Source organism: Plantactinospora endophytica (assembly GCF_016862915.1).
Taxonomy (GTDB): domain Bacteria; phylum Actinomycetota; class Actinomycetes; order Mycobacteriales; family Micromonosporaceae; genus Plantactinospora; species Plantactinospora endophytica.
This window is the reverse complement of the sequence record NZ_BONW01000028.1, coordinates 476,261-490,872: the sequence shown is the minus strand read 5'-3', so window position 1 is coordinate 490,872 and position 14,612 is coordinate 476,261. Positions and strand designations below refer to the sequence as shown.

At 69.4% G+C, this 14,612-nt stretch carries 12 protein-coding genes; 3 read left to right on the top strand and 9 right to left on the bottom strand.

Going from position 1 to position 14,612, the window contains the following annotated elements:
• Positions 1 to 144: 144 nt before the first annotated feature.
• From Pen02_RS28040 to Pen02_RS28005, 8 genes are all read right to left on the bottom strand, one after another.
• Positions 145 to 882, bottom strand: a complete 738-nt coding sequence (locus Pen02_RS28040) for an SDR family oxidoreductase (protein WP_203869100.1) — start codon at positions 880 to 882, stop codon at positions 145 to 147.
• Between the two features lie 36 nt (positions 883 to 918).
• A complete protein-coding gene (locus Pen02_RS28035) occupies positions 919 to 1,548 on the bottom strand; it encodes a TetR/AcrR family transcriptional regulator (protein WP_203869099.1) in 630 nt (209 codons plus the stop codon).
• Positions 1,549 to 1,699: 151 nt separating this feature from the next.
• Positions 1,700 to 2,752 (bottom strand): branched-chain amino acid ABC transporter permease, encoded by a 1,053-nt coding sequence (locus tag Pen02_RS28030; protein ID WP_203869098.1) that lies wholly within the window; start codon positions 2,750 to 2,752, stop codon positions 1,700 to 1,702.
• The gene (locus tag Pen02_RS28025) at positions 2,749 to 3,621 is read right to left on the bottom strand and encodes a branched-chain amino acid ABC transporter permease (protein WP_203869097.1); all 873 of its coding nucleotides are present in this window, start codon (positions 3,619 to 3,621) and stop codon (positions 2,749 to 2,751) included. Before Pen02_RS28025 ends, Pen02_RS28030 begins: the two co-directional genes overlap by 4 nt.
• Positions 3,622 to 3,690: 69 nt before the next feature.
• The gene (locus tag Pen02_RS28020) at positions 3,691 to 4,935 is read right to left on the bottom strand and encodes an ABC transporter substrate-binding protein (protein ID WP_203869096.1); all 1,245 of its coding nucleotides are present in this window, start codon (positions 4,933 to 4,935) and stop codon (positions 3,691 to 3,693) included.
• Positions 4,936 to 4,984: 49 nt separating this feature from the next.
• Positions 4,985 to 5,677, bottom strand: coding sequence for an ABC transporter ATP-binding protein (locus Pen02_RS28015; RefSeq protein ID WP_203869095.1), 693 nt, complete (start codon positions 5,675 to 5,677; stop codon positions 4,985 to 4,987).
• Entirely contained in the window at positions 5,670 to 6,416 is a 747-nt protein-coding gene (locus tag Pen02_RS28010) for an ABC transporter ATP-binding protein (protein WP_203869148.1), read from the bottom strand. The genes Pen02_RS28015 and Pen02_RS28010 overlap by 8 nt, the downstream gene beginning before the upstream one ends.
• A gap of 107 nt (positions 6,417 to 6,523) precedes the next feature.
• Positions 6,524 to 8,185 carry a tannase/feruloyl esterase family alpha/beta hydrolase gene (locus Pen02_RS28005; protein WP_203869094.1) on the bottom strand — a complete coding sequence of 554 codons (1,662 nt, stop codon included), beginning with the start codon at positions 8,183 to 8,185 and terminating at the stop codon, positions 6,524 to 6,526.
• A 342-nt stretch (positions 8,186 to 8,527) separates the two neighbouring features.
• Between Pen02_RS28005 and Pen02_RS28000 the strand changes: the two genes are divergently transcribed.
• A complete protein-coding gene (locus Pen02_RS28000) occupies positions 8,528 to 10,273 on the top strand; it encodes a carboxylesterase/lipase family protein (RefSeq protein WP_203869093.1) in 1,746 nt (581 codons plus the stop codon).
• Between the two features lie 9 nt (positions 10,274 to 10,282).
• Here Pen02_RS28000 and Pen02_RS27995 read toward each other — a convergent pair whose 3' ends face one another.
• Positions 10,283 to 11,296: a LacI family DNA-binding transcriptional regulator gene (locus Pen02_RS27995; protein WP_203869092.1), complete on the bottom strand. Its 1,014-nt coding sequence runs from the start codon at positions 11,294 to 11,296 to the stop codon at positions 10,283 to 10,285.
• Positions 11,297 to 11,874: 578 nt separating this feature from the next.
• Here Pen02_RS27995 and Pen02_RS27990 point away from each other — a divergent pair.
• Together Pen02_RS27990 and Pen02_RS27985 are read left to right on the top strand one after the other, a co-directional pair.
• Positions 11,875 to 12,849 carry a glycoside hydrolase family 6 protein gene (locus Pen02_RS27990; protein WP_203869091.1) on the top strand — a complete coding sequence of 325 codons (975 nt, stop codon included), beginning with the start codon at positions 11,875 to 11,877 and terminating at the stop codon, positions 12,847 to 12,849.
• A gap of 255 nt (positions 12,850 to 13,104) precedes the next feature.
• A complete protein-coding gene (locus Pen02_RS27985) occupies positions 13,105 to 14,598 on the top strand; it encodes a family 43 glycosylhydrolase (protein WP_239141383.1) in 1,494 nt (497 codons plus the stop codon).
• Positions 14,599 to 14,612: the final 14 nt, after the last annotated feature.

The window sequence follows — 14,612 nt, the reverse complement described above, 5'->3', positions numbered from 1 at the left end:
CGCGGCTGTTTCATTCCTGCTTCAGCGGCTCCGAGCAGCACCGCGAGCTGCACCGATCCGGTGGACCCGACGTGCCGGGAGGGCTCCGGCGGCGCCGGTGGTAACGGTCGGGGCCACCGGTGGCCGTCCCCTGCTCCGGCCCGGTCAGATCGAGATTCCTCCGTCCACGGGCAGGACGACTCCGGTGACGTAGCCGGCCTCCTCGGAGGCGAGGAAGGCGGTGGCCGCGGCTATCTCGCTGGGCGCCGCGAACCGGCCGAGTGGGATGGCAGCGGCGAGTTCCAGACGCTTCTCCTCGGGAATCGAGCCGATCATCCGCGTCTCGGCGTTCGGCGAGATGGCGTTGACGGTGATCCCGAACGCCGCGAGCTCCTTGGCCGCGGTCTTGGTGAAGCCGATGATGCCGGCCTTGGCGGCGCCGTAGTTCGCCTGCCCGATGTTGCCGCGCAGCCCGGTGTACGACGTCACGTTGATGACCCGGCCGTACCGCTGCTGTCGGAACACCGGTACCGCGGCGCGGGTCAGCCGGAAGGTCCCGCCCAGGTGCACGTCGAGCACCTCGGCCCAGTCCTGGTCCGACAGCTTCCACAGTCGACGGTCCCGGAGTATGCCGGCGTTGTTGACGACGACGTCCAGCCGACCGGTCGCGGTGACCACCCGGTCCACCAGGGCCTCGACGGCCTCGGTGCTGGTGACGTCGCAGGCGACGCCGGTCGCGCCCAACTCGTCCGCCGCCAGCCCGACCTCGTCGGCGTCGGCGTCAACCAGGAACACCTCCGCCCCGGACCGGCGGAAGAGGCGGGCGAACTCGAGGCCGAGCCCACGGGCCGCTCCGGTCACGATCGCGGTTCTTCCCGCGAAGTCGAACGTCAGGTTCGGCAACTCCTGCTCCTTGCGTCGTGTTCGTACCCGCCATGGCTAGCGCAACTCCTCCGCCGCGTCTCGCAGCGAGGTCAGGACTCGGCGGGTCTGCGGCGTGTCAGGGAGCAACGCGAGGAGCAGTGGAGAGGTGGCGAAGGTCGACTGGTGGACCATCAGGCGGCGAACCCATTCCATGCCGGCCTCCAGCTCGGCGACGGCGTCGGTCGTGCCGCCGCCGCGTACCCAGTTGCCGAGCGCGGAGCGGTGGATCGCGTCGATGAGGGCCGCGAGGGCGGTCGCCTGGAAGGGCGGCGCGTCGGGTGGCAGGTTGTCCCGCAGAAAGGCACGGGTGAGCGCGACGTACCGCTCGTGTTCGATGACCTCGCGCTTGCGTAACTCGGGCACGACGCGGGTCAGTTTGTAGCGCCGGAGGACGAGTTCGGGCCGACTGAGGAAGTCGCGCAGTGACTCCTCGGTGGCCGCGATGACCGCGTCCACCGGATCCGTGTCGGGTGCGGATTCGACGAGGCACCGCTCGACCAGTCTCAGCCGTTCGGTGTGATCCGGGAACGCGAGTTCGTCCTTGCTCTCGAAGTGTCGGAAGACGGTACGGCGGGACACGCTCGATGCCTCCGCGACGGCCTCGACGGTGACGTTCGCGTACCCCTCCTTCAGGAACAAGGCCATCGCCGTTTCCGAGATCCGGTACTTGGTCTCGAGTATTTTCCGCGAAGTCACCGACAGGTGCCCTCTCCTGGTGTGATGTGGCGCGAAGCTCGGTTCCCGCAAATCGTAAGGTTTGTCGAACTCGGTGACCCCGCGCTGCCCCCGCAGCGGCTCACGGCCCGCGCTCCGCCGGGTCGGCACCGGCCGACGTGCGCCGCGACGACGTACGGCGCTGCTGCCAGGCCAGCCATTGGTGACGAACGGTACCCCAGATCCCCCGGCGGAACAGCAGCACCACGAGGACGAAGACCGAGCCGGTGACCAGGTCGATGCCGTCGAAGCCGGACGAGGCGAGGTAGTCGGCGAGCATCACGGCCAGGAAGGCGCCCAGGATACCGCCCCAGAGCGTGCCGATTCCGCCCAGTACCGTCATCAGCACGACCTCGCCCGAGGTGCTCCAGTGCAGTTCGGTCAGCGCGACGAAACCGTGGTTGATGGCGAACACGCCGCCGGCCAGGCCGGTCAGTCCGGCCGAGAGCACGAAGGCGATGATCTTGTATTTGTCCACCTCGTAGCCGAGTGCCCGGGCCCGCTGGGTGTTGTCCCGGATCGACACGAGGACGCGCCCGAACGGCGAGTGCACGATCCGCCAGGCCGCCCACATGCCGAACAGCAGGATCGGCAGTGCCGCGTAGTAGAAATAGAACGACTCGGTCTCCACCAGCTCGATGCCGAAGAACGTCCGGGGCACGCCCTGGAGCCCGTTCTCGCCGCCCGTCAGGTCGCTCCACTGGTAACCGATGAAGTAGACCATCTGCGCGAAGGCGAGGGTCACCATCGCGAAGTAGATTCCGGACCGGCGTACCGACGGATATCCGACCGGAAGGGCGAGGATCATCGCGAACACCGCGCCGCCGACGACGGCCAGCGGAAACGGTACGCCGTAGTGCGTCGCGATCAGCCCCGTCACGTACGCCGAGCTGCCCCAGAACGCCGCGTGTCCGAAGGAGAGCAGGCCCGTGTAGCCGAGCAGGATGTCCAGGGCGATCGCGAACAGCGCCATCGCCACGATGTCCATCGCCACCGGCGGATAGACGAACCAGGGCAGCGCCAGCGCCGCCACCAGGCCGGCGGAGAGCAGCACCCAGCGCAGCCTCGGGTCGCTTCCGGCGACCGGGGCGGGCGCCTCGGTGACCGGTGCCTCGTCAACCACCGACCGGGTCATGCTGTCGCCTCCTTGCGTCCGAACAACCCGGCGGGACGGACCAGGATGATCAGGGCCATCAGTACGAAGATCAGGATCTGCGCGAACGTCGGGGCGTACGCCTGCCCGAACGCCTCCACCAGGCCGACCAGGAAACCCGCGACCACGGCGCCGACGATCGAGCCGAGCCCCCCGATGACCACCACCGCGAACAGGATGATCGCGAAGTTGTTGCCCATGTCGGCCGTGATCGCCCGGAACGGTGCGGCGAGCACCCCGGCCAGGCCGGCGAGCGCGACGCCGAAGCCGAAGACCGGAGTCACCCAGCGGCCCACGTTGATGCCCAGGGCGCGGGCGAGTTCGGGCTTCTCGGTCGACGCCCGGACGATCATGCCGACCCTGGTCCGCGTCATCACCACCCAGACGAGCACGCAGATCGCCACGGAGAAGAGGAAGACGAACAGCTGGTAGCGCGGCAGCACGACACCGGCCAGGTCGACGCGTCCGGAGAGCGCACCCGGAAGCTTGTACGGCAGCCCGGAGACGCCGTACCGCTGCTTGACCAACTCGACGAGGACCAGGGTGAGGCCGAAGGTGAGCAGGAAGTTGTAGAGCGGGTCGAGCCGGAGCAGCCACTGCACCAGCAGCCGCTCCACCACGACGCCGAAGCCGAACATCAGCACCGGCACCACCAGCAGCGACCACCACAGCGGAAGCGCCAGGGTGTCGAGCAGGACGGCGGCGGTGACCGCGCCGAGCATGTAGAACGCGCCGTGGGCGAAGTTCACCACGCCCAGGACCCCGAAGATGATCGCGAGCCCCAGGGCGGCCAGCGCGTAGAAGCTGCCGGCCGCCAGGCCCTGTACGGCGTACTGCAGCACTGCGTTCATGAGTTTCCTTCCCGGTGCCGACCCTGGGCGCCCGGAGACGCCCAGGGCTCACGAAGCCGGATCACCCGCTCACAGGGAGCAGTTGGACGCTTCGGCGGGAGGGAACGCCTTCGCCGCGGGAATCGTGGTCACGATCTCCTCGTAGTCCCAGTCCTCCTTCACCTCCGACGGCTTCTTGACCCGGGCGAGGTACGCGTCGTGGACGACGAGGTGGTCCTTGGCGCGGATCTCGCCGTTGCGCAGGAACACGTCGTTGATCTTCTTGCCCTCGAGCTTGCCGACGACCGCGTCGGCGTCGTCGGTGCCGGCCTCCTGGACCGCCTCCAGGTATTGCAGCGCGGCGGAATAGTTGCCGGCGTGTTCGAAGGTCGGGCGGGTGCCGGTCTCGTCCCGGAACCGGTCCGCCCAGGCGCGCGACTCGGCGTCCATGTTCCAGTACCAGGCGTCGGTGAACATCGTGCCGGCGAACTGGTCCACGCCCAACGAGTGGATGTCGGTGATGAGCATCAGTCCGACGGCCAGGTCGATGCCCTTCTCCTTCAGGCCCGACTCGTTGAACTGCTTGACCACGTTGATCAGGTCGCCGCCCGCCTGCATCGTTCCGATCACGTCGGGGTTGGTGCTGCCGGCCTTGGTGAGGAAGGTCGCGAAGTTGTCGTTCGGGAACGGCGTCGGGATGGTGCCCTGCACCGTGCCACCGGCCTTCTTGATCGCCTCCGTGAAGGACCTGGTCATGTTCTGGCCGAACTCGTAGTCGGGATAGATGATCTGCCAGTTCTTGCCGCCGTTCTCGGTGACCGTCGTACCCGTGCCGTTGGCGAGCATGTAGGTGTTGTACGCCCACTGGAAGGTGTACTTGTTGCACTGGCCGCCGGTCAGTTCGGTGGTCGCCGCGCTCACGTCGAGGAACACCCGCTTGTGCTTCTTCGCCTGGTTGGCGACGGCCAGGGCGGCGGACGAGGTCGGCACGTCGAGGATGACGTCCGCTCCCCCGCGCTCGTACAGCTCCGAAGCCTTGCTGTTGGCGATGTCCGGCTTGTTCTGGTGGTCGGTCGACGTCACCTCGATCTCGTCGACGACGGCCCTGTCGCCGTACTTCTTCTGGTAGTCGGCCACGGCCATCCGGACCGCTTTCACGGAGTTGGGTCCGGACGCGTCCTTGTAGATGCCGGACTGGTCGTTGAGCACCGCCAGCACCAGCTTGCCCTCCGTGAAGTCGCCGTCCGATCCCCCGGGTCCGCCGCCGCCACAGGCGCCGAGGAGCAGTACGGCCGTCATGGCCGAGGCACCGGCCCCAATTCGCTTGCTTCTCATGGTGGCTCTCCTGATGTCCGTCGGTGTGTCGCGTCGTCTGATCGAGCGGTCAGATGCCGAGGTGTTTGAGGAGTTCGCCCTCGCGCCGCCGCAGGTCGGCGTTGTCGAGGGTCTCGACGATGCGGCCCTGGCTGAGCAGGTAGTGCCGGTCGGCCACGGTGGCGGCGAACTTGACGTTCTGCTCGATGAGCAGCACGCCGACGCCGGTGGCCTTGATCTCGCGGATGATCGCGCCGATCCGGGCCACCACCACCGGGGCCAGGCCCTCGGAGGGCTCGTCCATCAGCAGCAGCCGGGCACCGGTCCCGAGCGCCCTGGCGATGGCGAGCATCTGCTGCTCCCCACCCGACAGCGTGCTGCCCGACGCCTTGCGGCGCTCGGCGAGTACCGGGAACGCCTCGTAGATCCGCTCCAGCGTCCAGGCCCGGTCGGAGACCTTCGGCGGAAGGAGCAGGTTCTCCTCGACGGTGAGGCTGGCGTAGATGCCCCGGTCGTCCTGGACCCATCCCATGCCGGCCCGCGCCCGCTGGTGCGCCGGCAACCGGCTGACGTCGCGGCCGAGGAAGGAGACGGTGCCGCCGGCCTGCCGGTGCAGACCGATCAGGCACCGCACCAGGGTGGTCTTGCCGGCGCCGTTGCGTCCGACCAGGGTGACGACCTCGCCCTCCGCCACGCGTACGTCCACCCCGTGCAGCGCCTGCGCCTCGCCGTACCAGGCCCGCAGGCCGGTGACTTCAAGCATGGTCGGCCTCGCCCAGGTAGGCGGTGATCACCCGTTCGTCGTTGCGGACCTCGTCGTAGGCGCCCTCGGCCAGGACCCTGCCCTGCTGTAGCACCGTCACCCGGTCGGCCAGGCTGCCGACCACGTGCATGTTGTGGTCGACGAACACCACGGTACGGCCGGCCGCGATGCGCCGGACCAGCTCGATGGTGCGGTCGACGTCCTCGATCCCCATCCCGGCCGTCGGCTCGTCGAGGAGCATCACGCGGGGGTCCAGCGCCAGCACCAGTGCCATCTCCAGCGCACGCTTCTGCCCGTAGGCGAGCAGTCCGACCGGCTTCTCCGCCAGCGGCGTCAGCCCCACCTGGCCGAGCAGTTCGTCCACCCGGGCGCGGTGCCTGCCGAGCAGCTTCTCCGACCGCCAGAACCGGAACCCCTGGCTGGTCAGCCCCTGGAGCGCGAGTTCCACGTGCTCGCGGCTGGTCAGGGTCTCGAAGAGGCTGGTGATCTGGAACGACCTGGCCACGCCGCGCCGCGCGACCTGCTCGGGCTGCTGACCGGTGACGTCCTCGTCGAACACGGTGATCGTCCCGGAGGTCGGGGTGACGAAACCGGTCAGCAGGTTGAACAACGTGGTCTTCCCCGCGCCGTTGGGACCCACCAGCGCGTGCACGGTGCCCTCCCGGACCTCAAGGTCCACCGAGTCGACCGCGCGGAAGCCCCGGAACACCTTGGTCAGGGCCCGCGTCCGCACCGCCACCCGACCGCCCGCCGTCACGGCGCCGCCGTCCGGCCCGTCGTCGGCGCCGCCGCGCTCCGCAGGGCGAGCAGCGTCGCTGGCATGTCTCTCCTCCTGGTCGGCCGACGTCAACGCGCACACTCGAAGCTCTGGGCGCTGTCGGGATCACCGGAGCGGTACTTCGGCCAGCGCGGGTACTCGCAGAGCGGGCGGGTTCTGCCGTTCCTGCTGTCCAGCACCGACGGCTCCACCGGCGGCCGTCCCTCCTCGACCCAGTCTTCGAGGGCGGAGAGCGAGTCCCAGGTGGCGGCGAACGCGGGGGCACCGAAGTTGGCGTGGTTCGCGCCCGGCACCAGGTAGTACCGCAGGAACTCCACCGTCCTCCCGGGACCCACCGTGTCGCGCACCCGCTGGTAGTAGTCGTTGGTCGAGCGGTGCGAGACCAGTTCGTCCGCAGCGCCGTGCAACAGCAGCAGTCGTCCGCCGGACCGCGCGAAGGGACGCAGATCCGCGTCGTTGCGATCCTGGATGCTGGAGAGGTGGCTGATCCGGGGCAGCCACTTCCCCGGTCGCCGGGGGTCGACGTCCAGGGAGTTGTGGCCCGGGTCCCTGGTCAGGAAGTACTTCACCCACTGGTCCCAGTACTGGGCGCCGTACCCGCTCGTCACCGGCATGGGGTTGGCGGGCGCGGAGGTGCCGAAGCCGAGGATCGGCGTCCTCATGTCGGCGCCGGACAGGAAGGGGAAGCCAGGGTAGTACCGCTCGCCACTGGCGAGCCGGTACGGCCAGCCGAACGGCGTGGACGCGGCGACCACCGACGTGATCTGCGGATCGGAGAGGCAGGTCGGCCCGGTGTCGACACCTCGGGGGCAGCGCAGCACGCGGGGGTCGAAGTCGCAGCCGTCGAGGTTCGAGACGATCCTGTCCTGGAGACCGTCCCGCCCGTCGCAGGCCGCCATCACGCTGTCGTAGAGCAGGCCCTGCTTGTCGGTCCCCGGAAACGCGCCGGGTCGGGCCATCATCCGGGCGAGGTGTCCCAGGTAGAGGACCTCGGCCGTGTTGTTCCAGGCGGGGTAGGCGGAGATGACCCCGTCGAAGGCGTCCGGCCACCGTTGCGCGACGACGAGAGCCTCGCGGCCGCCCGTCGAGCCGCCCGCGAAGTACGTCCGGCCCGGCCTCGTACCGTAGCCACGCCGGACGAGGTACATCGCCACGTCGTGGGTCTTCTTCAGCGCATCGCCGGCGGCGAAGTTCCGAAGTGCCTCGTCGTTGGCGCCGAAGGACCCGTCCAGGGACCCGGCGGGGCCTGCCTGGTGGCCGGAGTCGCTGGCGTACGTCACGTATCCCCGGGCCAGCGGCGTCGGTCGGTCGGGACGGCCGAACGGCACGTTCTGGGCGATGTTCGGGATCGTTCCGTTGTATCCGCCGCCGCCGAACATCATCGTGTCGCGGTTCCAGTCGACAGGCATGCCGACCTGCAGTTTGATCTCCGGCGCGGAGGGGTCGACCGGAGAGAGCGCCGCGCGGACGTTGCAGTACTCGATGGTCTCGGCACCGACGACCTGGTTCGCCGGTGATGCCGACTCGACCCGGCCGCCGCTGGTCGGCAGGCTGATCGCCGACGCCGGAAACCTCTCCGCCGCCAGCCCGGCGCAGTTCGGGACCGTGCCCACCGTGGCGGTGGCGGGCCCGGGCCCGAGGACCGCCGTCGCGCTCACCAGCGCGGTGCCGAGCGTCAGCCCGGCGAGGACTCGCCTCGATCTTTCACGAACTCGCAGCACTCTACGCATTGCGGACCTCCTGGATCGCACGCTGTGCCGCCAGTCCGCTCACAGACGGCACTGAGTGCCGCTCACTGTGCCATGCGTCACAGGCACCCGCAAGGGGCTCGGCCGAAGGGGCGTTCGGTCGAAGGAGCGTTCGGCCGAAGGAGCGTTCGGTCGAAGGAGCGCTCGGTCGGAGGAGCGCTCCGTCGAGGAAGGACAGAGCGACCGGCCGAGCGGCTGGCTCTTGCACCGCCACGGCACCGCATGCCACAGTGGCGGCACGCAGTGGCAGCGAGGGCGTGAGGCAGCGACACCGCGTGCCAGGCTGGACGCCGCGCTCCGCTCGACATCGAGGAGGCCGGGCCGATGCCTGCAATGCCGTCCGGAGCCGCCACCGTCCACGAGCCGGCCGCGCGTCGTCGCAGCGCGTCGTCGCTGCGGCGTCCGATCCTCGGCGTCGTCCTCACGGCCGCGCTCCTGGCCAGCGCGCCGCCTGGCGACGCCTCCGCCGATCCCGTACGGCCGGCGGCCGACACCATGTCGTCGAGGGCTGACATCCTGCGGTCGGGAAAGGACCGGACCCTGGTCCGGACGACGCTCGGACCGATCGTCGGGCGGGACGAGGGCCGGTCGAACGGGACGTACTCGTGGCTGGGGATCCCGTACGCCGAGCCGCCGGTGGGCGATCTCCGCTGGCGTCCACCGAAACCACACCGGCCCTGGACGGGTGTCCGGCCCGCCCAGCGCTACGGGTCGGGATGCGCGCAGCCGGGGCGCTTCTTCAGCCCGTCACCGAACGGGCCGTTCTACGACCTGGCGGTACGCGACGGCCTGCGGCAACCCGTCGGCGCAGAGGACTGCCTGACGCTGAACGTCTTCCGACCGGCCACGTCGAGGCGGGACCTGCCCGTCGTCTTCTTCGTCCACGGCGGAAGCAATGTCGTCGGCTATTCGGCGGATCCGATGTACGACGGGCGGGAACTGGCCAACCGCGCCCAGGCCGTGGTGGTGACCGCCAACTACCGGGTGGGAGTCTTCGGCTGGCTGGACGCCGAAGGGCTGGGGGGCGGCGACCCGCTGTCGGCGTCCGGCAACTTCGGCACCCTCGACCTTGTCGAGGCGCTCCGGTTCGTCGACCGGAACGCCGAGAAGTTCGGCGGCGACTCCGACAACATCAGCGTCATGGGCCAGTCGGCGGGCGCGGTGAACGTCTGGTCCCTGCTCGTCTCCCCACTGGCACGCGGAATGGTCGACAAGGCGATCCCGCTCAGCGGCGGCCTGAGCACCCGAAGTGTGGCCGACGCACGGGCGTACGCCGGTCGCGTCCTGCGGGCCGTGCGAAGCGAGCACCCCGCGCCGGATCTGAGCGACATCGCGCTGCTCCGCTCCCTCCCCGCCGACGACCTGGTACGGGTGCTCGTCAAGCACCAGCTCGACGCGACCCCGGCGGTCATCGCCGACGGCACGGTGATCCCGTCGGACCCGTACGGCGTACTCGCGTCCGGGGTCGGTCGCGACGTGCCCGTACTCGCCGGGAACACGCTCGAGGAAGGAAAACTCTTCGGCAGTGCGATCGGGGCGCACAAGCCGACCGACTACGACCGGTTCACCATGCAGTACCTGTTCGATCCCGAGCGTCCCGGCACCCTGACCACCTCCGATCTGCTCAACGACGAATACCTCCCGGTCGACCGGCCCGGCGGCTGGAACGACGCCGCCGCCGCACTGACCGAATCGGTGTTCACGGGCATCAACCGGAATTCGCTGGATGCGTTGGCGAGCAGCGGGAACCGATCGCTCTACCACTACCGGTTCGACTGGAATCAGCAGCCCGCCCCGTTCGACGAGGTGTACGGCGCCGTCCACGCGATCGATCTGCCCTTCGTGTTCCGCACCTTCGACCGCAACGTCTTCTCGTACGCCTTCAGCCGGCAGAACCGGCCCGGACGGCTGAGGTTGTCGGATCTGATGATCGCCAGCATCCGCAACTTCGTCCACGAGGGATCGCCGCAGCACCGTGGACTGGGTCGGACCTGGGACCGGTGGCCGACGAGCCTGATACTCGACGCGGACGACCGGAACGTCCACCTCGGGTCGACCACCGACCGGTGAGGGTTCTGGTCAGGCGGAGCCGCGCAGGACCAGTCTCGTGGGAAGGATCAGGGACGCGGTCTCCCGTCCGGCGATCAGTTCCAGGAGTACCCGGGTCATCTCCTTGCCCAGGGACTGGATCGACTGGTGGACCGTGGTCAGCGGCGGATCGGTCCGTTCGGCTATTGCGAGATCGTCGAAGCCCACCACCGCCACGTCCGCCGGTACGGACCGACCGGCCTCGCTCAGCACCCGCAGAGCGCCGGCCGCCATGTTGTCGCTGGCGGCGAAGACGGCATCGAGATCAGGGTGCTCGTCGAGCAGGGATCTCATCGCGGCGGCACCACTGGCCTCGGTGAAGTCACCCTCCGCCACGCCGTACGGAGTCAGGCCCGCCATGATCATCGCTTCGCGGTAGCCGCGGCAGCGGGCCGCACCGGCCTCGGTGCCCAGCTCGCCGGTGATGGTGACGATCCGGGTGCGCCCGAGGCCGAGAAGGTGTTCGGTGGCGAGCCGTGCCCCGCCGAGGTTGTCGGAGTCGACGTACCACTGGGGCTTGAAATGTAACGGCTTGCCGCCGTACACGGCCGGCAGGCCGGCTCGGCGCACGATGTGGGTCAGCGGGTCGTCCCCGTGCAGCGCCATCAGCATGATGCCGTCGACCCCCCGCGTGTTCAGCAGGTTGGTCAGCCGGGACCGGCCCCGACCGGAGCTGGCCAGACACAGCAACAGGTGCAGGTCGGTCTCCTCGAGCGCCGAGGAGACACCGACGATGACCTGGCCGAAGAACGGGTCGGCGAACAGTTCGGGATCGTCGTGCGAGATGGCCAGGGCGACGATCCCGGTCTGCCGGGTGGCCAGGGCCCGGGCGGTGCGGTTGGGCAGGTACCCCAGTTCCTTGATGGCCCTTTCGACGGCGTCGCGGGTGGCGCGACTGACGTGCGGCGCCTTGTTGAGGACCCGGGACGCGGCGGAGCGTGACACACCGGCGCGCGCGGCCACCTCGTCGAGCGTGGGCTGGCGCCGGGTCGTGCCTGTTCCCATCGTGAGCCGCGTCCTTCCTGCCCGACGCCGAAGACAGCTCGACGCCGGAGGTGACCGGGCGACGGGCAGCCGGCGGAACCCGGTCGGCGCCGTCCCGGCTACCGGCGGTGCCGACGCCGCCGGTAGATGGTATCGGCCTCCGACGACCAAGGTCGACACGGTCACGCCGGGTACCGGGCGCCGATTGGCGGAGCACCGCCGCCGGCAGACCCGCGCCGACAGGCTGGAAGCGGTTCCAGGATCGTCCGGGCGGAGATCGATGCGCCAGCTCCCGGGCCTGAGGAGGACCTTGACTTTTACTCGTCACATGCTCAACATTAAATCGACATGTATAGATAGAGCTGACTGGAAGCGCTTCCAAAATCTTGAACACTCGGGCCCGTGGGAGTTCACGGGCGCCTCGACGCGGGACGTCACCGGTCGCCCGAGGGCGATCCGGCAGGGAGCCGTCGAGGCGACGGTGCGCCGACCCGCGACCGCACCGTCGGCGCCGGGCGCCCGAGGCTGAAGAAACCGCAGGTCCAGGCTTTCAACACCAGCTCATGTCGACGCACTTCCCCACCGCTAGGAGACTCGCGATGAAACGACCCGCCCGTCCGCTGCTCGCGCTCGCCGCCACGCTGGCAGTGGCGGTTCCGACGATCCTGTTCAACTCCTCGGCCGCGCACGCCGACCCGGTCAGCCAGACCAGCGGCTTCTACGTCAACCCGTACTCCAGTCCGGCGTCCTGGGTCGCCGCCAACCCCGGCGACGGACGCGCCAACGCGATCAGGACCGAGATCGCCCAGAAGCCGATGGCCTCCTGGTTCGGCAACTGGAGCGGCAACATCACCTCCGCCGTCGGCAACTACGTCGCGGCGGCGGACGCCGTCGACAAGCTTCCCCTGCTCGTGGCCTACAACCTTCCCGGCCGAGACGCCTGCGGCGGACACTCCGGTGGCGGCGCCGGCAGCGTCGCCGCGTACGACGCGTGGATCGCGGCCTTCGCCAGCGCCATCGGCAACCGGCCCGCCGTGGTGGTCCTCGAACCGGACTCGCTGGGCGACTTCAACTGCATGACCCAGCAGCAGATCAACGACCGCGTCGGCATGCTGTCCCGCGCCGTCAACCAGTTCCGGTCCAGGGCCCAGCACACCTGGGCCTACCTCGACGCCGGCAACCCCGGCTGGGTCGACGCCCGGACGATGGCCCGACGCCTCAACACGGCCGGCGTCGGCAACGCCCGCGGCTTCGCGCTCAACGTGTCCAACTACTTCACCACCGGCGAGAACACCAACTACGGCAACCAGGTCGCCTCGACACTGCGCAACGAGTTCGGGTACAGCAAGCCCTTCGTGATCGACACCAGCCGTAACCGCAACGGCTCCAACGGTCAGTGGTGCAACCCGGCCGGCCGCAGGATCGGCACACCGACCCAGCTCGGCGGCGGTGCCGAGATGCTGCTGTGGCTCAAGACCCCGGGCGAGTCCGACGGCAACTGCGGCGTCGGCGGCGGCTCCAGCGCCGGGCAGTTCCTCCCCGAGGTGGCCTACAAGCTGGTCTACGGGTACTGAGCCGGGTGGAGCGTTCTGTTTCGTGGTGGCCGGGCCGCCGCGACGACCGCCGGGCGAGCCGGTGCACCGACGTGCGGACAAGGTGACGTGCTCCTTCCGCAGGAGGGATCGACGGCGGCGACTCGCCGACTCCTGCGGGAGGGGCACTGTCGTGTGTGGACGCTACGGGGCCGGTACGCTCCGGACCCGATCCGGCCTCGCGGCACCACGACCCGACCCTTGACGCCGGAAGGCAACATCAGGAAACATTGTTAAATGTCGATGCTCGGAGGCGCCCTCAGTAGGATCGTCGCCGTCGCGGGGGTGCTCGCCGTCACCGCGGCAGCCGCTCCGGCGTCGGCCGCGCTGCCGGAATACAGCACCGCCGAGGCGGGCAACCCGATCGTTGCCGGATGGTACGCCGATCCCGACGTCGCGATCTACGACAACCGCTTCTACGTCTTCCCGACCGCCTCCCGCGCGTACGCGGACCAGACCTATCTCGACGCCTTCTCCTCGACCGACCTGGTCACCTGGACCAGGCACCCGAACGTGCTCACCGCCGCGAACGTGAGCTGGGCGCGGTACGCCGTCTGGGCGCCCGCCCCGATCGCCCGCAACGGCAGGTACTACCTGTACTTCGCGGCCAACGACATCCAGAGCGACAGCGCGCTCGGCGGTATCGGGGTGGCCGTGGCCGACCGGCCGGAGGGACCCTACACCGACGCGATCGGACGGCCGTTGATCGCGCGGTTCGTCAACGGCGCCCAGCCGATCGACCAGGACGTCTTCATCGACGACGACGGGCAGGCGTACATCTACTACGGCGGCTGGGGGCACGCCAACGTCGCCAAGCTGAACGCCGACATGACGAGCCTGGGCACCTTCGGCGACGGCACAACGTTCAAGGAGATCACTCCGAGCGGGTACGTCGAGGGCTCGCAGATGTTCAAGCGCAACGGCAGGTACTACCTGATGTGGTCGGAGGGCGGCTGGACCGGCCCCAACTACTCCGTGGCGTACGCGATGGCCGACTCGCCCACCGGTCCCTTCACCCGCCTCGACAGGGTCCTGGCGCAGGATCCGGCGGTGGCGCGGGGCGCCGGGCACAACTCGGTGCTGAACGTCCCGGGCACCGACACCTGGTACATCTTCTACCACCGCCGGCCACTGTCGGAGACCGACGGCAACGCGCGGCAGATCGCGTACGACCGGATGGTGTTCAACGGCGACGGCACGATCCAGCGGGTGAAGATGCTGGTGAAGGACAACTTCGCCGACGGCAACGCGCTCGGCTGGAAGACGTACGGCGGAGCCTGGTCGGTCGGCACCGGCCAGTACCGGACGACCGCCTCCTACGGCGGCAAGTCACTGCTCGACGACAACCACGTGAACGCGACCTACGACCTCGACGTGACGGTCACGTCAGGCACCGGCGACGCCGGGCTGGTGTTCCGGGCCTCCGACGCGGGAACCGGAACCGACGCCTACCGCGGCTATTACGCCGGGATCACCCCGGCCGGCCGGGTGGTGCTCGGCCGCGCCAACAACAACTGGACGCCGCTCGGCTCGGCGCCGCTACCGGTCGTCGCCGGCCAGCGCTACCACCTGCGCGTGGTGGCCGTCGGCTCCTCGATCAAGGTGTACGTCGGTGACCTGACCTCTCCCAGGATCTCGGTCACCGACGCCACCTACCCGTCCGGCAGGTCCGGCGTCCGCGTCTACAACGCGGCCGCCGCCTTCGACAACGTCGCTGTCACCAACCAGTAGGCGCCGGACCGAAG